The following is a 20,532-nucleotide window of genomic DNA, read 5'->3' as shown; positions in this document are numbered from 1 at the left end:
AAGGCGCGATTCCGCCGGAGTGAGCGCATGAGACCGCACATACAGAGGGGGGCGAGGGGACTGGTCCTTGTGATGGGTGCGCTCCTCCTTTCGGGGGGGCTCGTGACGCCCGGACGTTCTTTCGCTCCTTCAGGTGGACTTCCCTTCCCCATCGGGGAACGCCTGACGTATACAATCTCATGGGCGCAGTATCTGGTCGCGGGAGAGATGACGCTGGCGGTGAAGGCGCGCGGGCGCTTCTTCGACCGTCCGGGTGTGCATCTCGAATTGCGCGCCTCCACGGTCGGCCCTGTGCGCGCGCTCCTCAAATCGCTCGATGAACAATGGACCTCCTATGTGGATCCGGAGACGTGGCTCCCCTACCGAGTAGAACACGCGCGGCGAGATGGAGACCGGCGCACGGACCTCACGATCACGCTCGATCATCGGCGCGGAGTCGCGCGCCTGAGCACTGGTCGAACGATCCCGATTTCCCCGCAGACGCGGGATGTCGTCGCCTTCCTCTATCATCTGCGCACGCTCCCGCTTCGGCCGGGAAGCCGTCATCAGTTCTCCCTTCTGAGCGAGAGAAGGCGTCTTCTCGTTCACGCGGACGTCGGCTCCCGCACCTCGATCCAGACGCGCCTCGGGCGCTTCGAGGCGCTTGAAATCGCATTACGCGTGGAGGCCGTTGGGGGGAAAGCGACCGAGACCTCTCATCTGCGCCTCTGGCTCTCCGCTGATGAGCGACGCGTGCCGTTGATGATCACGGCCGAGGAAAGGCTCGGGGAGATCCGAGTCGAGCTGATCGAGATAGCGGCGGGTGCTACTGTGAGCCAAGAGTCGAGCACGGGATCGCCGGCAATTCTCTCCTCTTTGGAGTAAGCCCGATGAGCGCGCGAGAGAAAGCGCTGTTGATGACGGCGGACGAGATCGAGCGAGCGCTCGAGCAATTGGCCGCAGAGATCGCGGCGTCTGAGCCCGCGACCGACAAGCTGATGCTCGTGGGCATTCGCACGCGGGGCGTGCCGCTCGCTCGCCGCTTGGCGGAGATCTTGCGGCAACGATATGCCCGCGATCTCCCGGTCGGCACCTTGGACATCACTTTCTATCGAGATGACCTGAGTCGCATCGCGCCGAATCCCGTCGTGAAGACGAGCGAGCTGCCGCGCGACATCACCGGTCGCGTGATCATTCTCGTGGACGACGTGCTTTACACGGGGCGAACGATTCGCGCAGCACTCGATCACCTCATGGACTACGGACGACCGGATCGCGTGCGGCTGGCTGTGCTCGTGGATCGCGGCCATCGCGAGCTGCCCATTCAGGCGGATTTCGTGGGGCGCGTGATCCCGACCGAGCGGAACGAGATCATCAAAGTCATGCTCCGCGAAGTGGATGGAGAGGACCGAGTCCTTCTGTTGGAGAGGGAATCATTCGATGATGCCTGATTTGGAGGGAGAGCGGCAAGAAGCGTCGCGCGAGCTGTCCGAGCGCACTGGGCTTTCCCCCTCGCATCCGCGAGCGCATCTCAAGCGGAAAGACCTGCTCGGAATTCGCGATCTCGATCCCGAAGAGATCCTCCTGATTTTGGATACCGCTGAGGCGTTCAAGGAAGTCTCCGAGCGGGAGATCAAAAAAGTCCCTACGCTGCGCGGGAAGACGGTGGTGAACCTCTTCTTCGAGCCCTCGACGCGCACGCGCACGAGTTTCGAATTGGCGGCCAAACGCCTCTCGGCGGATACGGTCAGTATCGCCACGACGACGAGCAGCCTGATGAAAGGAGAGACGCTGCTCGATACGGTGCGGACGCTGGAGGCGATGGCTATTGATGCGCTGGTCGTGCGCCACTCGATGGCGGGCGTCCCGCATCAACTCGCGCGCCATCTTCCCATCCCCGTCATCAATGCGGGCGATGGCGCGCACGAGCATCCCACGCAAGCCCTCCTGGATGCCTTCACGATCCGCGAACGGAAGGGACGGATCGCGGGATTGAAAGTCGCCATCGTCGGCGATCTCTTGCACAGTCGCGTCGCTCGCTCGAACATCTATCTGCTGACGAAGCTCGGAGCGAGCGTGTGGGTGAGCGGCCCGCAGACGCTCGTGCCGCCGCATTACGAGCAATTGGTTCCCGATGGCCTGTATGTCACGCCGAAGCTCGAAGAAGCGCTCGAAGGCGCTGACGTCGTCATGGCGCTTCGCATCCAACTCGAACGGCAGAAGGAGTGCTTCTTCCCCTCCCTGAAGGAATATGCCCTTCGGTTCGGCCTGACGCGCGAGCGATTGCGATTGGCGAAAGAGGATGTCCTCGTCTTACATCCGGGACCAATGAATCGCGGGATCGAGATCGCCTCCGACGTCGCCGATGGTCCGCATTCGCTCATTCTCGATCAAGTCGCCAATGGTGTCGCTGTGCGCATGGCCGTCCTCTATCTCCTCATGGGCGGAACGTCCGCGTGAGCGATGGAGGCATGGGCTTGGCGAGCTTCCGCCTCCTACGCTATGCTGAGTGCTTCGCGCTTCGAGAACGACATCTCCCGGTGGGGAGAGGGGAATGCCTCGTATGGCCTCGTGGATTGCCGAACTGAAGGAGATCGTGGGGAGCGAGGATGTCATCACCGATCCCGAACAGCTCCTCGTGTATGAATGCGACGGGTTGAGCATTCATAAACACCTCCCTTCGGCCGTCGTCTTCCCGGAATCAGCGGAAGAGGTCGCCAACGTCGTCAAGGTGCTGTGGCGGCATCGCGTTCCCTTCTTGGCGCGGGGAGCAGGCACGGGACTGAGTGGCGGAGCCGTCGCGGTCGAAGGAGGCGTAATCCTCGAACTCGCTCGGATGAATCGCATTCTGGAGATCGATTACGAGAACCAGCTCGCGGTCGTGGAGCCCGGAGTGATCAACCTGATGCTCACGCGCGCGGTGGCCGACGCCGGATATTTCTACGCCCCGGATCCTTCCAGTCAGATGGCCTGTACGTTGGGTGGAAACGTCGCGGAGAATGCCGGCGGTCCGCACTGCTTGAAGTATGGCATGACCGTACATCACATCCTGGGGCTCGACGTCGTCTTGCCTGATGGAGAGATCGTGACGCTCGGCGGTCATGGGACGGACGCCATAGGATATGACCTGCTCGGCCTCTTCATCGGCTCCGAAGGGACGTTTGGGATCGCGACGAAGATCACCGTTCGTCTCACGCGACGACCGCAAGCGGTGAAGACCCTGCTCGCCGACTTCTTGAGCGTGGAAGACGCCAGCCGCGCCGTCTCGGCGATCATCGCCGCTGGGATTTTGCCCTCGGCCTTGGAGATGATGGATCGCGCCACGATCGAAGCCGTCGAAGCTTCCGTCTATGCGGCCGGCTTGCCAACGGACGCAGCGGCCGTGTTGCTCATCGAGGTGGATGGGCTAGCGGCGAGCGTCGAATACGACGCTGGGCGCATTTTCGAGATCTGTCGCGCAAACGGTGCGCGTCAGATCCTCGTCGCGCGCGATGAGGGCGAACGAGCCCGCTTATGGGCCGGCCGCAAGGGGGCGTTCGGCGCGCTCGGGCGGATCAGTCCTGACCTCATGGTGCAGGACGCGGTGATTCCACGCAGTAAACTCCCCGAAGTCCTACCCGAGATTTACCGCATCGCGGCGCGATATGGTCTCCGCATGGCGAACGTCTTTCACGCAGGCGATGGGAATCTGCATCCCAACATTTGCTTCGATGGGCGAAATCCCGATGAGGTACAGCGAGTGAAGGAAGCCTGCCGCGAGATCATGGAACTCTGCGTTCGCGTCGGCGGTTCCCTCACGGGCGAACATGGCGTCGGATTGGACAAGATCGCCTACATGCCTCTCGTCTTCACTGAGGACGACCTGGAGGCGATGGCGCGCGTGCGCGCCGTGTTCGACCCGGAAGGGCTTTGCAATCCCGGAAAGGTCCTTCCCGTGCGACGCTGCCGCGCGTTTTGAAGGTCCATGACGACGCTTCAAAAAGCGAACGAGGTAGAGCGAGCGTTGATCTCCATCGTGGGGGAGGCGAACATTCTGTGCCCGGCCCCCGAGGCCTACGCCATTGATGATCGGCGTCCATCGTTTGTCGTCCTCCCGGAGACGAGCGAGGAGGTCGCGGCCGTCCTACGCTTGGCGCATGCGCAGGACCTGGCGGTCGTGCCGATGGGATCGGGCCGGCGGCTCTCGTTCGGCAATCTTCCGGAACGCGTGGATATCTTGCTCTCGACGCGCCGCATGAATCGCATCCTGGAGTATGAACCAGCCGATCTCACGGCGAGTCTCGAAGCCGGATGCCCGTTGGAAACGTTCAATCGAGTGGCCCTTCCATACCGGCAATGGTTGCCCTTCGATCCTCCCGATGCGGATCGCGCGACCGTGGGAGGCATCGCGGCAGCTGATGACTTCGGTCCTCTGCGCCATGGCTACGGACGACCGCGCGACGCGATCATCGGCCTGGAAGTCGCACAAGCAGACGGAACGCGCATCCGCGCAGGCGGACGCGTCGTCAAAAATGTCACCGGATACGATCTCAACAAACTCTTCGTCGGCAGCTTTGGGACGTTGGGCATCATCACCCGCGTGAATTTCAAACTCCGCCCGCTTCCCGAAGCCGAAGCGACGCTTCTCTTCCTCGATGCGGCTTGGGAAACGCTCGCGTCCGGCGCGCGGGAGATCTTGCAATCGGAATTGCTCCCAGCCGCTTTGCTGCTGGCCAACGAGGCAGCGATGTCTCCGTTGGGGCATGGGCAGAAAGCGTTGCTCGTGCGATTTCTGGAGACGGCTCCGGCGGTTGCCTATCAGGTCGAGCGTGCGAAAGCGCTCGCACACTCGCTCTCATTGGAGCTCATTGAACTCGAGAACGAAGCGAGTCGCGCGACATGGGAGAAGCTCAGCCGACTTCACCGACTCATTCCGACGGACCTTCGGCTCCGGCTCAGCGTGCTTCCCGCACACACGGTCGAAGCTCTGCACACGAGCGAACGCGCGCTAAGCGAGTGGCTCGATTTGCCATATCTCCTTGCGCAGCCGGGAACGGGCATCGTTCATATTGGAGGGAAGCTGGGGATTGAGAGCGAGGCTGACCTGCCCCAAGTGGGGCACTCGATCACCGATTTACGAACGACATGGGCGACTCGCCGGGGACAAGTGATCGTCGAACACGCGCCGCCGAAGCTGAAGCGGCACGTGGACGTATGGGGCGACGTAGGGTCGAGCCTACCGCTCATGCAAGCGCTCAAGCGCGCGTTCGATCCGAAGCGCATTTTGAGCCCCGGCCGATTCGTCGCGGGCTTATGAGGAGATAATGATGACGGCTGTTGTGCGCGCTCTGGATCGCGAGGCAGAGAAATTGCTCGCGTGCATTCATTGCGGGCTCTGCGTGAGCGCATGCCCGACGTATTTACAGCTCGGCGATGAGAACGATTCGCCGCGCGGGCGCCTCTATCTCATGCGAGCGGCGGCTGAAGGACGCCTGCCGATGACCTCCGAAGCGCTCACTCGCCACATAGACCTGTGCCTCGGCTGCCGCGCGTGCGAGACGGTATGCCCCTCGGGCGTGCACTATGGGCGAATACTGGAAGCGATGCGTGCCGATCTCGCGCGCCAACGAGTGACCATCGGAGAGCGAAGCATGCGGTTCCTCTTGAATCACATCTTCACGTCGCCGAGACGCTTGAAGTGGTTCCTCGCACCGGCGCGATGGCTGCGTCGCCGAGCCTCGATGCGGAAGCTTCTCGAACGAGAATTCCTTCCGACCCGTCTACAGCTCGCTCTGGAATTGCTGATGGCGACGTCCTCCGAAGACGATGCCGCTCTCTCGCCATCGAACCAACGGCGAGCATCCCCGTCCCCCTTGCCGCGGGATGCAAAGCGGCGCGTCGCCTTCTTCGCGGGATGCGTCGCCCGGGAGCTGTTCGAATGGACGAACCGCGCGACGAAAGACGTCCTGATCGCGCATGGTTGTGCTGTCGAGGATCCGCCGGATCAGGTATGCTGTGGCGCTCTGCACGCCCATGCTGGAGAAATCGAGACGGCGCGCGCCTTGGCGCGAAGGAACATTCGCCTCTTCGAACGCCATACCGTCGAAGCTATCGTCGTCAATGTTGCAGGCTGCGGCGCCATGCTCAAAGAATATGGAGAACTCCTCGCGGAGGATCCCGAATATGCCGCACGCGCTCGAGCCTTCGCCGCGCGCGTGCGCGACATCTCGGAGTATCTCGTCGAGATCGGATTGCGCCCAGGACCGCGTCCGATGAAGCTCACGGTCACCTACGATGCCCCGTGCCACCTGTATCACGCACAGCGCGTCACGACGGCGCCGCTTGAAGTGATTCGACGCATCCCCGGCATCACTTTCGTCCCATTGGTCGAATCGGAGATGTGCTGCGGGAGCGCCGGAATCTACAACCTGCGCCATCCCGAACTCGCCGAGCGACTGCTTCAACGGAAGCTCGAACATCTTCGCCGAACGGGTGCCGACGTGTTGCTCACGGGCAATGCCGGCTGCCTCATGTATCTTCGTCGTGGCGTGCGACGCGCTGGCCTTCCGATTCGCGTCATGCATCCGATCGAGCTTTTGGCGCTCACGTATGAATGAAGGAGGGCCCTTGGCGGGAGGGACAGGATGAAGATCCATCGGCTGCGCATCCCGACGCCATTCCCCGTCGGTCCGGTCAACGTCACCCTGCTTGCGGAAGATCCGATCACGCTCGTGGATTCTGGTCCGCGAACCGATGAGGCCTTCGCGGCCTTACGCGAACAAGTGAGAGCTTGTGGCTTCTCGCTGGAACAAATTCGCCGGATCGTCCTCACCCACTCGCACGAGGATCACGCGGGACAAGCAGCGCGGTTGCAAGCGCTCTCAGGGGCCACTGTCTATGCTCATCCTTGGGAGGTCGAGCGCCTGCGTCCTACTTTCGACTATGCGGCGTATCGCCATCTGCTCGCCGAACTCGGCGTTCCGGAAGAGGTCATCGCTCAATTCGAAGTCCTGCGTTGGAAGCTTCGGGAATTGATCGCTCCGATTTCAGAAGTCGCGCTTTTGGAGGATGGGGACGAACTCCCGTTCGAGCGCGAATCCTGGCGCGTCGTGCACACCCCCGGACATACGCCTGGCCATATTGGCCTCTTCTCCCCAAGTCGGCGTATCCTTATTGCTGGAGATACGGTCTTGAAGCACATCACGCCGAATCCCGTGTTGAATCCCGATCCTCGGGATGGACACCGACGCTTCCCCTCCCTTCGCCGTTTTCTCATGAGCGTGGATCAATTGCGAGACTTGGCCCCGACGCTCGTCGTCACCGGCCACGGGGAGGAGGTCGACGATTTCGAGACCTACTGGCGCGACATCCATCGTCATGTCCGGCAGCGACAAGAGGCCATGCGTGCGGCTCTCGGCACACAAGCGTTAACGCCGTGGGAACTGTCCTTGCGTCTGTTTCCCGACGCCCGCGCCGATCAACGATTTCTCGCGCTCTCGGAAACGATCGCGCATTTGGACTTCGCCCTCGCCGAAGGCGCGGTTCAGTGCGAGCGGCGCGATGGGATCGAATTCTACCGCTGGGCTTCATGGTCCATCCCCACGGGGAGTTGACGTCCACGTCCCTCCCCCCCTAGAATCGGAGTTGCGGTAGCGAGCGAATTCGGTGCATATGCGGAGAGAACCACAACGCGATGCCTGTCTCTTCACCGATCGCTCCCCAGGTTTTCGCTTCAGAGACATCCAAGGAGGTGAGAACGATGACGACGCCAATGACTTCTCGACTGATCGCTATCATCGGCGCGGGCCCGGCGGGAATCTATGCGGCGGGAAAGCTCGTTGAAGCCGGCCATCATATTGTCCTTTTGAATCGAGATATCAAGCCGGGCGGACTCGCCGAATATGGCATCTATTTCACGAAGCACCGGATGAAAGAAGGGATTCGGAAGCAATTCCGGCGCATTCTCGCCCATCCTCGTGTTCATTACTTCGGGCACGTTCGCGTGGGGAAGAATGGGGACATCACCCTGGACGAAGTGCGCGAGCTGTTGCGACCTGCGGCCGTTTTGATCACTACGGGCGCTCAGGGGACGAAGTTCCTCGGGATTCCCGGCGAACAGGCGCCGGGCGTCTATCATGCCAAGGATCTCGTCTACCACTACAACAATCTCCCTCCTTTCAGTCAGCGCACTTTCCTCATCGGCCAACGCGTGGCGATCATCGGCATCGGCAACGTGATGGTGGACATCGCGCATTATCTCGTGCACGCGCGCAAGGTGGAAGAAGTCATCGCCGTCGCTCGCCGCGGGCCCGGCCAACGTGCCTACACGGATAAGGAGTTCAAGGCCATTGCGGCCAACCTCGATGTGGAGGATCTGCGTCAGGAGTTGGAGCGCATTCGAGCGCGCCTGGAAGCGCTCGGCGAGAATGTCGAAGAGCTGTATCGCGAGCTGACGAAATACGTAGACGCTCCGCCGGAAGAGGGCCCGAGTCCCACGCGATTCCGCTTTCGATTCCTGTGCGCGCCGAAGGAGATCGTTCTCGGCCCCGAAGGCCGTCCGATCGCCCTGCGCGTCGAGGACACAGAGTTGGTGCGTCGCGATCATTCGATCGTCGCCAAAGGCTTGGGAACGTTCTGGGACATCCCGTGCGATACCGTCATCTTCGCCGTCGGCGACACAGTGGATGAGGGCTTCGGCTTGCCCGTTCGAGGGACGGAATACGTGACCAATCCGCATCCGGACCCGCATCATCCGGGCGATGAGGCCTATCAGGTATACGACCCCGAGAAAGGCGCGGTCCTCGAAGGCCTCTTCGTCGCCGGATGGTCGCGAAAAGCGTCCGACGGCTTGGTCGGGAAGGCTAAGCAAGATGGCGAGCGAGGAGCCGAAGCGCTCCTGCATTACGTGGAGCGCCTTCCCATCGAATCAGTGGAAGATCTCGCCGAACGCCTCGAGGCCTTCCGAACGCACCTTCGCGCGCGCGGCGTGCGCTTCGTCGAGTATCCCGATGTCCAACGTCTGGAAGACGTGGAACGGCGTGAGGCCGAGCGGCGCGGTCTCGAATGGTTCAAGTTCGCGACGGACGAGGAGATGCTTCGCGCGATCGAGTCCACAGCCGCCGTCGGATGAGGGACGAGCGCCGAGCCCGAGTTTTTCCTCAGCGTCCTTGACGGCGCTTAGGCACGATGCTACACATAAGGCGGTGTTGGATGAGAGATCGGCACGCGAGGTAATTTCGATGAGAAGACACCAAAGGGTTCTCGCTTGCTCCTTCGTTCTCGTCCCGTTGATCCTCGACCTGATGCCTCCGACGAGGCCGTCGGCACGGGATTTCGCTCCTCCTACGCACTCTCAAGATCAGGAGGGCATGGTCGTTCCGGAAGAGGAACCGAATGATACCCCGTTGACGGCGCAGGTCGTTCCTTTCCCGCGCCCGGGTGAGAAGGTCGTCTTCCGAGGGCGCGTCGCGCGTGGCGATAAGGGAAGCCGCAGCGAGCAGTTGGAGACGTTCTTCAGCCAATTCGACATTGAGGTCGGTGACATCCACGATTGGGTCGTCGCCGATCCCGATGCACTTGGCGCAGCGGCTCCGGGAGATGGACCGATCCCTCTCCGGATCACAGCTGATTGGAGACCGGCGACCTCAGGGCAACAAGCCCAACAGGCGATCGATCTTGACTTCTGGATCGGCATGCTCGTAGATGATCGAACGTTCTTCGTCGACGGCTTCAAGGCTATGAGCGACGTCCAGATGGCGACGGATCAACGTCCGGAATCCTGGCCCCGGCGCGATCAGCCACACTACGCCATCGTCCTGTACCTGCAACCGAAGGGCGTGCGAATCCGAGACGGGGAGCCGCTGCCCAACGATGGGTTCGCGCGAAAGCTCGTGATCGGCATTCAGCACTACGCGGGCTCGGCAGCCGAATATACCGTGACCATCGAAAACTTGGCTTCGCTCGGAACAGGACAAGCCTCTTTTACAGGGCTAGAATCGCACCAAGTTGATGATGGGTTGCTCTCGGCCCAATTTTTCGCCGGACCATCAGGCGGGATTATCCTTAACCGGTTCCGCCCTAGCCGCTATCCAGCGCGGCTCGTCGCCATCAGTCATCCCTTCTTTCGCTTCCGCGATCTTCCCGACCCAAGTGGTAAATCCATCCGCGTACTCGTGCTCGCTGGCGAGAGCGACCGATTCGACGCAGCACCGCCTCCTTTGAATCAAGCCACGGTCCTATTCGATAAAATGCTCCCGATTCCTCGGACGATCGAGATGATCGGCGAAGTCATAGACCTTCCCATTGATCCCCCCGTGACCATTGAATCTGGTGTCGTCTACGTTGGACTTCAGTTCCCTTCCGACCCGATTGAGCAAACGGGGATCGCATTGGCTTTTGATCGAAGTCCCGCACAATTTCTTCGCACATATTTTTCGGCCGATAACGGCCAGACGTGGGGGCGCCCACGACGAGATGAGCCGTTCACGGGCCTGCCCGTCTTCATGAATGCCAATATTCGAGCGACATTCGCTTTCGGGAAGACCGTATCTTCTCAAATTGTGCGCGAATCGTCATTGAGAAAACGACTCGGGGGGGATCGCTCGTTAGCTTCTCTGAAGCCGCTTCGAATTGAACGCTCTGGTGAAGTGAAGGCCGGGGAGATTGTCAGCCAGCACTAGGATCGATGATGGAGGCTGAAGGGATAGACGTTCTTCGACTCATCGCCGAGAGAAAGATCGCGGAGGCGATCGAACAAGGAGCCCTTGATAACCTCTCACTCAAAGGGCGACCCTTAGACCTCTCTTGCGATCCTCTGGAGCCGCCCGAACGGCGATTGGCGAACAAGGTCTTGAAGAACGCCGGGCTCGCTCCCCTCGAACTCTCGCTGCACCGCGAGTTGACCGAGCTGCGGCGAGAATTCGCTCGCGCGAAAGATTTGACTGAGAAGGCGCGCCTCGCCCGCGAGATCCGCTGGCTCGTCTTGCAGATCAATGTGATGATGAAGACTACGCCATCGAATGAGTGGCTCCCATGAGCCGCTCTTGTTCGATCCCTAGTGCGATTCTTCGATGAGCGGCGACGTGAGGAGCGTCATCCTTCTATCGTGGCCGGTTTCAGCGCTGAATTCCTGTTGGGAAGATGCGCCGCGCTGAGCCGATATAGATGGCCTCACGCGCATCCCCATCAGTGAGCGAGGCTTGGAAGTAAGTCTTGCCATTTTCGAGTAAGACGAACTCGCCGATCCGTGCAATTCGGCCATCTCGCTCAGGAGCCCGATCGCCGATCTCGGCGACCGTCGTGGTGATGGTCAACGGTCCCAAGCTGACCAGGTAGAGCCCTTCGGGCGCGTCCCTCCCGACGACTGTCGCGCGAAAGACGAGTTGCTCCTGGTTATTGCTGCTCAACTCGCCGAAGCGCTCGAAGCGCCCTGGACCGAAAGGAACGTTGCCTCCTTGCATGACTTTCGACTGGAAGAAGACGAGGGGACCGACAGTGATCGCTTGGAAAATTCCCTCGCTAGCGCGCTCGCCGGTCAGAGTCGCGACGAAAGCCAGCTCGTTTCGGTTCAACGAGACGGAGCGAAATTGGTCGAAACGTCCAAGGCCTGGGCCTCCCGGAGCATCCTCTCCAGAAAGGGCGATCGGTCGGGCGAATTCGCTGAGCTGGGGAAAGAGCGTCATCAGGAAGATTCCCTCTGACGCCTCGTCTCCCTCTAACTCTGCGATAAAGGCGATGCGCACGGTCCCCAACGGAAAAGCGTCAATGGAGAGCGTGGAGAAATCGCCGAATGCGCGATAGCGTCCCCGACGAACGCCGATGGGTTGTCCTTGAAGGACGAGAGCACCCACATCTCCTCCCGCGAGGAGAACGAAGAAAAGCCCGCTTCGCGTTCGTTCTCCCTCACGGACGAGGGCTCGGAAGACGACGACTTCCGTCTCCGGGACCGGCAGGAGGCCGAATACGCGGATGCGATCCGTGAGTTCCAACCGCTCAAAGGCGGAGAAGTACCCACGCGTCTGCGGTGCCGGTTGCCCAGCGAGCACGAGGGGACGAGCGCGCGCGCGGGCTCGGACGACGAAGAGTCCGCTTGAAATCTCACCCCCGTCTACGGTAGCGTGAAACACCACAGTTCCCCGCCGATTGATCCGCAGGGGACCGAACGCTCGGAAACGAGCGCCACGTGTCATCGGCGCCTCTTCACCGACTGCTACAAGCCGAAGCGGACGCGGGCCGCTCTTCAAGAAGATGCCTTCGGGAGTCGTGTACACGATGTCCTCATGATCGTTCACCGAAAGGTGGGCTAACTCGAGCGTCGGTTCTTGACGTTTCGCCGCGCGCGGCTCTTCCTTCGACGGGAGTCCGAGCGCCGCAAGTCCCGCAATAAGCGACAGGGTGATCCCAACCGATCTTCGTCGCATCTTCAGCTCCCGATTGTCATTCATCTCGCGAACGCAGACTCTCCCTGGCGGTGATCGGCAAGGACGGCGACCACGTGGCCGACGCCAAAGGGATGGGCATAGGCGAGGACGCGGTGCTGAAATGGAGTCTCTGCAACCGCTCCGACCGCGATCAAGATCGGACGATGGCCGCATTCGACGGCGAGATCGCGCAGCTCGGGCTCGATTTGAGAGAGCCGAGCGAGATCTCCGCATTCCAAGGAGGAGACGATCTCGCGGTCGAAATCGGCGGCGCGAGGGTGATAGCCATAGGGAGTCGTCTTGCTCAAGCGATGGCTCAGGTTCGCACTGGCAATGAAGACAGCGCGACGTCCGAGCGCGCGCACCGCACGTTCAACGCATCGTCCGTAGCTGATATGGTCGCGATCGGGGAGATAAGAGCTGCCCAGGACCACGAGGCGGCCCTGCCATCTCGCTTCGCGAAGGAAATAGAGGGGCACAAGCGCTCCATGATCGAGGGGCGCTCCCTCAGGGATCTCGAAGACCTGCATCCGATGATCGAGGACCTCGCTGATGATCTCGTCCACGAGCGCCAGATCGTTCTCGAACTGAAGGATGAGTGACGGAAGCCCATGATGAGCGAACGAGCCACGCAAGACGTCCCCGAGGTGGATGCCGAAGGCGTGGAACGCGACAGGAGCATGAGGGGTAGCGAGGACGACCGTCTCCGGATTCACATGCGCGATCGCGCGCGCCAGGGACTCGATCGCCTTCACCAAGGGAGCGGCCTGACGCACCAGTTCGCCGCCCACGGCGCCGATCAGGATCGGCGCATGAGGAAGGACCACCGTCATGGCGATGCTGATCGTCATGGGTGAAGGGTTCGCACGGCCATCAAAGTTCGCAATCGTTCCGGCGCCTCCCACACATATCGCTTCATTCCCCGCAAATACCATCGGAAGCCGAAGGCGCGCATCTCGCGATAGGCGCGCTCGGGATCCCAACCCTCGTAGAGGATGCGATAGAGCGCAATAATGACGCCCGTGCGATCGGCTCCACGACGACAGTGGACGAGGACGGGACGAGCAGCAGGATCGGCGAGAAGCATCAGGACGTGGAGAACGGCCTCATCCCGAGGGGGCCGCCATCCGCTCAAGGGGATGTTCACATAGTGCATGCCAAGCGATTCCACGAGCGCTCGCTCGCGCGCGGCGCGCTCGCCCGGTCCGCGTAGGTCAATCACCGTCCTCACCCCCAGTTGGGCGAGATACTGAAATCCCGTCTCGCTCGGTTGCCCCGAACGATAAAGGCCGTCAGCGACCCGCGCGAAGCGCGGCAGTCCAGGGAGAGCCGCTCTCTCTTGCGGCCAGGCCCATGGGAGTGCAGCGAAGAGGAGAAAAATCCACCAAAGTTGTCTCACGCGCGCCTTCATCCGCACTCCCCGTTGACGTCGTCGCCTCAAAGTCAAAGCTCGGCGGAAAACATAGCACAAAATCCGCCTTCCTCCAACCCATCCCCTCGCCCCGCGAATCGTCGCGCGTGCTTTCGCGTCCTCACGAGAGAACGATGGTGTGATCCGGAGCGCGCAATTCGTAGCGAATGCCGCGCCACGAAATGCGGCGCGAGAAGGCAGCAATCAGGCAATTGTAGAAGAAGAGCATGCTCGCCAATGGATAAAGGAACCAATGTGCCGCGCGGTACGGACGCAATTGCTCGCGATAAGCAGTGAGGATGCGCTCGATAGCATACGTGCGCACCATTGCCTTTAGAACACCTGGAACATAGATGGCGAGGAAAGCGAGCACTGGTTCAGTCGCCTCTCCCTTTGAAGCGAACTGAGCGATGGCACGAGCGCCTGACCAGAAGAAGGCGGTCAGGAAAAGACTCGTGCCCAGCATAAGAAACGCCCAGAGATGGAAAGCATATCGGCGCGTGATGATGATCTGACGCGTAGTGAATTCCAACACGTCGCGCAGTGAACATTCGCTCAATGACGGGAGTAAGCATTGCGGGACGAAGACCACCGATCCGCCAGCGCGTCGAAGGGCTTCCGTCAGCCGATAATCGTCTGAGACGCTTCCCCGCCAATATTCGCGCAAGCGAATGCGATCAGCCGTCTCGCGTCGTAGCGCCATTGATCCCCCCCAAGCGAAATTGCGAGGATGAGGGCCGAGAGCCGTCACGATCGGCGCATTCCAGAGCGAGCGCAAGAGCGAGGCCAGGCTCCCTGTTGGGATGTACCATCGGTACCCGGTCGTCGCCCCCAGCTCGAGCGCACGCAGCGGGGCGATCAGATGCCGCAACCAGTAGCGATCGCGCAGCGCATCGCTGTCGGTGAAGACATAGACTTCGGGCTTCGTTCCGCTTGAGCGCGTTTCGAGATGCTCCAGGGCAACGAGCAAGTTGTGCACCTTCTGGCCGCAGTCGCGCGCCCGCCCAGCTTCGAGGATCGTGACCGGCGCTCCCGGCTCCCGCTCGATGACCTCTCGGATGACGGCGTAGGCCGGATCAGCATGCGATTCGAGGACGAAGATCACTTCGTATTCGGGATACTCCTGCTGCCGGAGCGCGCGCACGTTCTCGCGAAGCTCGGGATCCACGCCGCGACACGGAACGATCACAGCAGCCGGGGGGTAATAGGGCGGCGGATCTGCGTTCAAGTGCTCCCGCACATAGTTCCAATATCGAATCCCGACCCACAGGGATCCCCAGCTCTGCACGGCTGCCAGCGCCACCACGGGCCAGAACATCGTCAGGGCAAGAGCGCGAAGACGCGCGCCGGTCCGCCGGATCCTCCCTCGATCGGAAGCACGCCGATGATGATGATCGCTCCACGAGGAGGCAGTAGACCCAATCGCGCGACGTTCTCCAGATGATACTTCCCCGCTCCGTGCATGATGTGATGCACGCGAAAGTCCTTCGAGGGCCCGAAATCCACGCTGAGCGTGTCAATGCCGATGCCGTGAATCCGCCGTTCGCGAACGAGGAATTCCGCCGCCTCCGGCGAGAACCCAGGGAAATGCATCACCCCTTGAGCATCTCGATTTCGATACGCCTCCGGATTCTCCCACCGCGCATCCCATCCTGTGCGCATGAACACAACAGCTCCGCGAGGGATTCGTCCATAGCGCCGCTCCCATCGCCGAATGTCCTCGACCGTGAGCTGATAATCGGGATCGCGGGCGACCTTCTCCCGCACGTCAATGACGACAGCCGGAGCGATCAACTGTTCCGGACGAAGTTGGTCCACCGATGCCCGACCGGCCACGAAGTGATTGGGAGCATCCACATGCGTCCCCATGTGTTCGGGCATGGCGAAGAAGCCAGAGAAGACGCCATCGCGTTCCAACGTCGCGATGGTGCGGAACTCGAAAGGCCGATACTGCTCGCCTGGCCAGTAGGGGATCGTCGGATTCAGGCGGTGCGTCAAATCCACGACGCGTCCGCGTCCGGCCAGCACACGCTCCACGCGACCTTGCGCCGCAACAAACGGCGCGGCCGCAACTGTAGCGGCGAGCGTCAGGAGAGCGGCGGCGAACGTCCTCTTCCTCATAGAACGGTTCCCTCCCGACTCATTCGCTGTGCGCGCGAGCGATGGAGAGAGCACGCCCCATCCCCAGATAAGTGAATCCCGCCCGACGCGCGCGCTCGGGATCGAAGAGGTTGCGCCCGTCCAAAAGAACATCGCCTCGCATGACGCGTCGAAGCGCAGCGAGATCGAGCTGACGAAACTCCTCCCATTCGGTGACGAGAACAAGGGCATCGCACTCACGCGCGAGGTCTATCGGATCAGTCGCATATGAGAGCGCGAGATCGGGATGCTCCGCTTTCGCGTTCTCCATGGCAACCGGGTCATAGACCTTGACCCGCGCGCCTTCGTCTTGCAACACCCGCGCGATCGTCATGCTCGGAGCATCGCGAATATCATCCGTGTTTGGTTTAAAGGCCAATCCCAATAGCCCGATCGTGCGCCCCTTCAGAGACCCAAGCACGGCGCGGAGCTTCTCAATTACAACGCGACGTTGATAGGCATTGGTCGTTTGCACAGCGCGGAGCAAAGCCGGATCATAGCCGACCTGCTCCGCCGATCGAATCAGGGCCATGAGATCCTTTCCAAGACAACTGCCGCCCCATCCGATTCCCGCCCGCAAATAATGCGGGCCGATGCGATGATCGAGCCCCACAGCTTCCATGACGCGCGCCACGTCGGCACCGACGCGCTCGCAGATATTGGCGATCTCGTTGGCGAAACTGATCTTGAGAGCGAGGAACGCATTCGAGGCGTACTTGGCCATCTCGGCACTATTCCAATCCATCCACAGGAGCGGCACACGCCGCAGTCCCTCCGGACGAGGGGGAATATAATCCGGCGTTGGGAACGTTTGCTCCAGGATCGGGCGATAGAGCTGTCGCACCAAGGGAACCGCTCTCGCATCCTCTGCGCCGACGATGATCCGATCCGGGTACAGGCAATCGTGCAATGCATTCCCCTCTCGCAAAAATTCCGGATTGCTGACCACGAGCACCTGGCCCGTGAACGATGAGGTCCGAAACCATTCAGCCATCCATCGGGCTGTTCCGACAGGGACTGTCGACTTACTCACAATGAGGCGCGTCGCGCGGTCGGCCACGCGCTCAAGCGCGCGTTTGAGCGTCTGCAAGACGGCCTCAATGTGGCGGAGATCCACGTGTCCATCTACACGCGGGGGGGTACCAACGGCGATCAAAATCGCGTCGGCCTTCGCGATCGCCGACTCGGCATCTTCCGAGAACGCGAGTCCTCCCACATCCATTTGAACGCGCAAGAGACGTTCTAAACCGGGTTCGTAAATGGGCGAGAGACCTTCGCGCAATCTCGCGATCTTTCGCCGATCCACGTCCACGCCCACGACGGTATGCCCAATGTGACTCAGACAAGCGGCCGTGACCAATCCCACATATCCTGTCCCGATCACACAGACGTGCATCTTCTCCCCCATGACTCTATCGGACCGAACGCAGGATCAAAGGTTGACTACTATAGCACTCGCCCGATTCTCCGTCAAAACCTTTCCCTCCCACTTCTTCGACGCGCGGCGTACAGCAACGCGTTTTTGTCGAAGCAATGGGCTCCTTCTCCCATCTCTCCTCCTCATGGTAGAATACCTCTTCGCGAATCGCACGGGGAGGAGGACATGCCGAATGGGCTGACCCCCGAAGAACGCAGAGAGATTCGCGCTCGGCTCGAGCGGGCGTTTGAGAAATCGGTGGCCGACGCCTTGATGGAGGTCTTCGAGCGAATGGCGGAGCGACAAGCGGAGATCGCTCTTCGGGAAGACCTGCGCGCACTTCATGGCGTCGTCCAAGAGATAGCTACTGCCCTGAGGAACCTGCAAAGAGTGGTCGCCCAATTGGCCGAGGCCCAAGCGCGAACGGAGGAACGTGTCGGGCGATTGGAAGAGGCTGTCGCACAGCTCGCTGAGGCCCAAGCGCGAACGGAGGAACGTGTCGGACGATTGGAAGAGGCCGTCGCACAGCTCGCTGAGGCTCAAGCGCGAACGGAGGAGCGCGTTGGACGATTGGAGGAACGAACTGCACGGCTAGAGGAGATCGTCGCGCAGTTGATTGAGGCCCAGGCACGCACGCAAGAAGAACTACGAGCGCTCGCGGCTTCCCATGCCGAGGCGATCAAGCGACTCGAGCGCCTTGAGCAAATCGTCGCTCAAGTGGTGGAGACGCAGCAGCAAATGCTCGAGGAACAAGTGCGTATGCAAAGGACCATGCGGCAATTGGCCCAACAGCTCGGCGCCATCAGCGAGACATTGGGTGCGGATCTGGAAGACATGGCGTACATTGTGCTTCACGATGTGCTCAAGCGAGAGCTGGGGTGGGACGTTGAGCCGTTGGAGCGGACGTGGAAGAAATGGAACGATGAGATGGAGGAGATCAACATCTTCGGGCGAGCGCACGATCCGCGACGGCCCGATGTGGTGATTTGGATTGTGGGCGAAGCCAAATACAACCTGACGGTGCGCGAGGTCGAACGATTCGCCCAACTGGTGGAACGCGCGCGGGAGCATCTGAAGGGCGAGGTCTTCCCCGTGTGCTTCTGCCGTCGAGCGCGACCAGAAGTAGAGGAGCGCGTGCGAGAGCTGGGCTTCCGCCTCGTGTATTCCTACGGCCGCCTCCTCTAGCCCCGCATTCGAGAGGACGCGATTATCCCCAGAGGAGCCGCCAACTGAGAGAGACGCCAGTTCGACTCCTGTTCGAGAGCGTGCTCGTTCAAGCAATACACCGTGGGGGCCGCCTCCGTGGAGAAGAGGGCCGCGCATAGACTTTCGATCTCTCGGGCGAGCGATGAGGGCGTCCCTCCCATTTCTTCATTGTGATGGACGACAACGATCGTGCGAAGCCGCGCGCTCCTCTCTATGACTGGTGACGAGGGTGCCGCCTCTGAAGATGTGCTCTCGACAGATGGGGATTTCAACTCTCTCTCCAAGCGGCTCAACCGATCCTGATAGTAGACGAGCGTACGGTGGATCTCGTCGAGCATTGCTCCCGGCTCACAATGAATGGCGCGCACGGCCAGGGGCTCTCGACGTCGCGTGAAAAAGAGCGTCAGCCAGTCCCCCTCCACGGAGATGAGCACCGCATCTTCATCCGATGGGAGCGTTGCCATCCAACCGCTCTCAGCTAAATTGTTCGGGACGATGAATCCGGGATGGAGTCCCGCCTCCACGAGGAGCTCTTCATAAGCGCTGAGCACATCCGTGCGAGCAGCGACGGCCAGGAATCGCTCGCCTTGCGCGACGACTTCCCGCTCGGAAGAGGAAGCGTTCGACGACGCCCTCTGACGTCGGAGGGGAAATCGTTGAACCGCGATCGTCAACTCGGAGGCTGAGATTCCAACGAGACGTTCGATCTTCCATGCGATCATGGAGGCCAGCTCGTCTTTCGCTTTCGGCGCGTCCTCAAGCTCCAACAAGAAGACCCGGCACGTCGCCGAGGGCAACGTCACCGCCCATCGTCGCGCATAGCGCACTCCCGCTTTTTCCCTCGCGCGCTCCAGTGCACGAAGCAACGGCTCCCTCGCACGTACATTCTTCCCCTCGAAGGCGGGTTCGAGCACTCCCTCTCCCAAGGGCTCGACGGCAGCGCGACGAACGAAGAGGCGCCCGCGCCGCTGTCGCACCTCCACGACGACGATCTCGCGCGATCGAAGGGCCAACGCCGTCGGCGGCAACACAGGCGCCATGAAGAACATGCGCATGCGGTCGGGGAGTGCGGAGAAGACTCTACGCATCATCGTGCTCGCTCACCATTCGCTATAAGGTGTCCCCTCGGATGAGAGCCCTTCGGCTCCGCTCTTAACATCCCGGATCCCCACCTTTCCCTCGACCGAAAGTGGCTGATCCTCCGGGACCGGAACCCACGTCTCGCGCGATCCCGTGATGGGATCCAACGGCAACTCGCGCAAGTATCCCTTCTCAACCAACTCCTGCAGGGACTCCGGATATCGGCCGTAGTCGGCGGCGAACTCTTCGATCTGGCTCCGCAGCAAATGCAGGTTTTGCTTGAGCACGGCTTCGCGCGCGCGCAAGATCACTCGTTGGTAGGCGGGAATAGCGACGGAGACTAAGATCGCCACGACCGTCAGGACGATGATCACTTCCAGCAAGGTGAAGCCTCGCGGAGTGCGAGCCTCACCAATCGCGATATCGCGTCCCATCCAGCGCAACTCCGTCGCTGAGCGAATAAACATCGAACACATTCTGCCCGCCCCAAGAACGAGCGTTCGGTTCATCTTGCGTCGAGCGCAACCCCCATTCGGCGCGACCGGTCATCGGATCCACAGGGATACGCCGCAGGAACCGTATCTTCCGATCCGGACTTCCGGCCAGTTGCACGCCATTGACGAGCACTTCGAGATTGGGGGGATACCCCTCGGTCTCGGCCTGGGTCTCCAATCGGCTGATGAGCCCAGCGTCATACGCGCGCTTGTAGCGATCAATGGCCGTACGCAGCTCGCGAAGCGCCCGACGCAATTCGACCTCGCGCTGCCGCTGAACGGCATTGCGCGCAATCGGGATGGCTGCTGCCGTGAAGATGCTCAGGATGGCGATCGTGAGGATCAGCTCCAAGAGGGTGAACCCCTGAGCGTGCCGACGTCCTCCCTCTCGCATACAACGTCTCTCCG

At 61.2% G+C, this 20,532-nt stretch carries 20 protein-coding genes; 11 read left to right on the top strand and 9 right to left on the bottom strand.

The features are described 5' to 3' along the window. Positions 1-27: 27 nt before the first annotated feature. From NZ746_11995 to NZ746_11950, 10 genes are all read left to right on the top strand, one after another. On the top strand, positions 28-864 hold the full coding sequence (locus NZ746_11995) for a DUF3108 domain-containing protein (GenBank protein MCS6818077.1): 837 nt from the start codon (positions 28-30) through the stop codon (positions 862-864). A gap of 5 nt (positions 865-869) precedes the next feature. Further along, a complete protein-coding gene (gene pyrR, locus NZ746_11990; protein MCS6818076.1) occupies positions 870-1,430 on the top strand; it encodes a bifunctional pyr operon transcriptional regulator/uracil phosphoribosyltransferase PyrR in 561 nt (186 codons plus the stop codon). Then, positions 1,420-2,439 carry an aspartate carbamoyltransferase catalytic subunit gene (locus NZ746_11985; GenBank protein ID MCS6818075.1) on the top strand — a complete coding sequence of 340 codons (1,020 nt, stop codon included), beginning with the start codon at positions 1,420-1,422 and terminating at the stop codon, positions 2,437-2,439. Before pyrR ends, NZ746_11985 begins: the two co-directional genes overlap by 11 nt. A gap of 103 nt (positions 2,440-2,542) precedes the next feature. After that, positions 2,543-3,937 carry an FAD-binding protein gene (locus NZ746_11980; protein MCS6818074.1) on the top strand — a complete coding sequence of 465 codons (1,395 nt, stop codon included), beginning with the start codon at positions 2,543-2,545 and terminating at the stop codon, positions 3,935-3,937. Between the two features lie 6 nt (positions 3,938-3,943). Further along, positions 3,944-5,275, top strand: coding sequence for an FAD-binding oxidoreductase (locus NZ746_11975; GenBank protein ID MCS6818073.1), 1,332 nt, complete (start codon positions 3,944-3,946; stop codon positions 5,273-5,275). A 7-nt stretch (positions 5,276-5,282) separates the two neighbouring features. Beyond that, positions 5,283-6,575 (top strand): heterodisulfide reductase-related iron-sulfur binding cluster, encoded by a 1,293-nt coding sequence (locus NZ746_11970; GenBank protein MCS6818072.1) that lies wholly within the window; start codon positions 5,283-5,285, stop codon positions 6,573-6,575. A 27-nt stretch (positions 6,576-6,602) separates the two neighbouring features. Then, positions 6,603-7,571 (top strand): MBL fold metallo-hydrolase, encoded by a 969-nt coding sequence (locus NZ746_11965; protein MCS6818071.1) that lies wholly within the window; start codon positions 6,603-6,605, stop codon positions 7,569-7,571. 146 nt (positions 7,572-7,717) lie between these two features. After that, a complete protein-coding gene (locus tag NZ746_11960; GenBank protein ID MCS6818070.1) occupies positions 7,718-9,088 on the top strand; it encodes an FAD-dependent oxidoreductase in 1,371 nt (456 codons plus the stop codon). Positions 9,089-9,326: 238 nt separating this feature from the next. After that, positions 9,327-10,637 carry a hypothetical protein gene (locus NZ746_11955; GenBank protein MCS6818069.1) on the top strand — a complete coding sequence of 437 codons (1,311 nt, stop codon included), beginning with the start codon at positions 9,327-9,329 and terminating at the stop codon, positions 10,635-10,637. Between the two features lie 5 nt (positions 10,638-10,642). Beyond that, a complete protein-coding gene (locus tag NZ746_11950) occupies positions 10,643-10,993 on the top strand; it encodes a DUF1992 domain-containing protein (GenBank protein ID MCS6818068.1) in 351 nt (116 codons plus the stop codon). A 79-nt stretch (positions 10,994-11,072) separates the two neighbouring features. Here NZ746_11950 and NZ746_11945 read toward each other — a convergent pair whose 3' ends face one another. From NZ746_11945 to NZ746_11920, 6 genes are all read right to left on the bottom strand, one after another. Then, entirely contained in the window at positions 11,073-12,377 is a 1,305-nt protein-coding gene (locus NZ746_11945; protein ID MCS6818067.1) for a hypothetical protein, read from the bottom strand. Between the two features lie 20 nt (positions 12,378-12,397). After that, entirely contained in the window at positions 12,398-13,228 is an 831-nt protein-coding gene (locus NZ746_11940; protein MCS6818066.1) for a hypothetical protein, read from the bottom strand. Then, positions 13,225-13,818, bottom strand: a complete 594-nt coding sequence (locus NZ746_11935; protein ID MCS6818065.1) for a tyrosine-protein phosphatase — start codon at positions 13,816-13,818, stop codon at positions 13,225-13,227. The genes NZ746_11940 and NZ746_11935 overlap by 4 nt, the downstream gene beginning before the upstream one ends. A gap of 91 nt (positions 13,819-13,909) precedes the next feature. Next, a complete protein-coding gene (locus NZ746_11930; protein MCS6818064.1) occupies positions 13,910-15,106 on the bottom strand; it encodes a glycosyltransferase in 1,197 nt (398 codons plus the stop codon). A gap of 2 nt (positions 15,107-15,108) precedes the next feature. Beyond that, positions 15,109-15,909: a cyclase family protein gene (locus tag NZ746_11925; GenBank protein MCS6818063.1), complete on the bottom strand. Its 801-nt coding sequence runs from the start codon at positions 15,907-15,909 to the stop codon at positions 15,109-15,111. Between the two features lie 19 nt (positions 15,910-15,928). Next, positions 15,929-17,323 carry a UDP-glucose/GDP-mannose dehydrogenase family protein gene (locus tag NZ746_11920; GenBank protein ID MCS6818062.1) on the bottom strand — a complete coding sequence of 465 codons (1,395 nt, stop codon included), beginning with the start codon at positions 17,321-17,323 and terminating at the stop codon, positions 15,929-15,931. Between the two features lie 207 nt (positions 17,324-17,530). Here NZ746_11920 and NZ746_11915 point away from each other — a divergent pair, with 207 nt between their 5' ends. Continuing rightward, on the top strand, positions 17,531-18,529 hold the full coding sequence (locus NZ746_11915; GenBank protein ID MCS6818061.1) for a hypothetical protein: 999 nt from the start codon (positions 17,531-17,533) through the stop codon (positions 18,527-18,529). Here the strand turns inward: NZ746_11915 and NZ746_11910 are convergent. Genes NZ746_11910 through NZ746_11900 form a run of 3 tightly spaced genes read right to left on the bottom strand, consistent with a single transcriptional unit; the run spans position 18,526 to position 20,518 of the window. After that, entirely contained in the window at positions 18,526-19,641 is a 1,116-nt protein-coding gene (locus NZ746_11910) for a hypothetical protein (protein MCS6818060.1), read from the bottom strand. The two genes, NZ746_11915 and NZ746_11910, sit on opposite strands and share 4 nt — an antisense overlap. 9 nt (positions 19,642-19,650) lie before the next feature. Beyond that, a complete protein-coding gene (locus NZ746_11905) occupies positions 19,651-20,064 on the bottom strand; it encodes a prepilin-type N-terminal cleavage/methylation domain-containing protein (GenBank protein MCS6818059.1) in 414 nt (137 codons plus the stop codon). Next, positions 20,039-20,518, bottom strand: coding sequence for a prepilin-type N-terminal cleavage/methylation domain-containing protein (locus NZ746_11900; GenBank protein ID MCS6818058.1), 480 nt, complete (start codon positions 20,516-20,518; stop codon positions 20,039-20,041). The genes NZ746_11905 and NZ746_11900 overlap by 26 nt, the downstream gene beginning before the upstream one ends. Positions 20,519-20,532: the final 14 nt, after the last annotated feature.

The organism is Blastocatellia bacterium (genome assembly GCA_025055075.1).
GTDB lineage: Bacteria > Acidobacteriota > Blastocatellia > HR10 > HR10 > HR10.
This window is presented reverse-complemented; position numbering and strand designations above follow the sequence as displayed.

Excerpts from the sequence above, each read along its gene's own strand:
- NZ746_11995 (MCS6818077.1), top strand. The coding sequence starts at position 28 with ATGAGACCGCACATACAGAGGGGGGCGAGGGGACTGGTCCTTGTGATG.
- pyrR (MCS6818076.1), top strand. The coding sequence starts at position 870 with ATGAGCGCGCGAGAGAAAGCGCTGTTGATGACGGCGGACGAGATCGAG.
- NZ746_11985 (MCS6818075.1), top strand. The coding sequence starts at position 1,420 with ATGATGCCTGATTTGGAGGGAGAGCGGCAAGAAGCGTCGCGCGAGCTG.
- NZ746_11980 (MCS6818074.1), top strand. The coding sequence starts at position 2,543 with ATGGCCTCGTGGATTGCCGAACTGAAGGAGATCGTGGGGAGCGAGGAT.
- NZ746_11975 (MCS6818073.1), top strand. The coding sequence starts at position 3,944 with ATGACGACGCTTCAAAAAGCGAACGAGGTAGAGCGAGCGTTGATCTCC.
- NZ746_11970 (MCS6818072.1), top strand. The coding sequence starts at position 5,283 with ATGATGACGGCTGTTGTGCGCGCTCTGGATCGCGAGGCAGAGAAATTG.
- NZ746_11965 (MCS6818071.1), top strand. The coding sequence starts at position 6,603 with ATGAAGATCCATCGGCTGCGCATCCCGACGCCATTCCCCGTCGGTCCG.
- NZ746_11960 (MCS6818070.1), top strand. The coding sequence starts at position 7,718 with ATGACGACGCCAATGACTTCTCGACTGATCGCTATCATCGGCGCGGGC.
- NZ746_11955 (MCS6818069.1), top strand. The coding sequence starts at position 9,327 with ATGGTCGTTCCGGAAGAGGAACCGAATGATACCCCGTTGACGGCGCAG.
- NZ746_11950 (MCS6818068.1), top strand. The coding sequence starts at position 10,643 with ATGATGGAGGCTGAAGGGATAGACGTTCTTCGACTCATCGCCGAGAGA.
- NZ746_11945 (MCS6818067.1), bottom strand. The coding sequence starts at position 12,377 with ATGCGACGAAGATCGGTTGGGATCACCCTGTCGCTTATTGCGGGACTT.
- NZ746_11940 (MCS6818066.1), bottom strand. The coding sequence starts at position 13,228 with ATGACGATCAGCATCGCCATGACGGTGGTCCTTCCTCATGCGCCGATC.
- NZ746_11930 (MCS6818064.1), bottom strand. The coding sequence starts at position 15,106 with ATGTTCTGGCCCGTGGTGGCGCTGGCAGCCGTGCAGAGCTGGGGATCC.
- NZ746_11925 (MCS6818063.1), bottom strand. The coding sequence starts at position 15,909 with ATGAGGAAGAGGACGTTCGCCGCCGCTCTCCTGACGCTCGCCGCTACA.
- NZ746_11920 (MCS6818062.1), bottom strand. The coding sequence starts at position 17,323 with ATGCACGTCTGTGTGATCGGGACAGGATATGTGGGATTGGTCACGGCC.
- NZ746_11915 (MCS6818061.1), top strand. The coding sequence starts at position 17,531 with ATGCCGAATGGGCTGACCCCCGAAGAACGCAGAGAGATTCGCGCTCGG.
- NZ746_11910 (MCS6818060.1), bottom strand. The coding sequence starts at position 19,641 with ATGATGCGTAGAGTCTTCTCCGCACTCCCCGACCGCATGCGCATGTTC.
- NZ746_11905 (MCS6818059.1), bottom strand. The coding sequence starts at position 20,064 with ATGGGACGCGATATCGCGATTGGTGAGGCTCGCACTCCGCGAGGCTTC.
- NZ746_11900 (MCS6818058.1), bottom strand. The coding sequence starts at position 20,518 with ATGCGAGAGGGAGGACGTCGGCACGCTCAGGGGTTCACCCTCTTGGAG.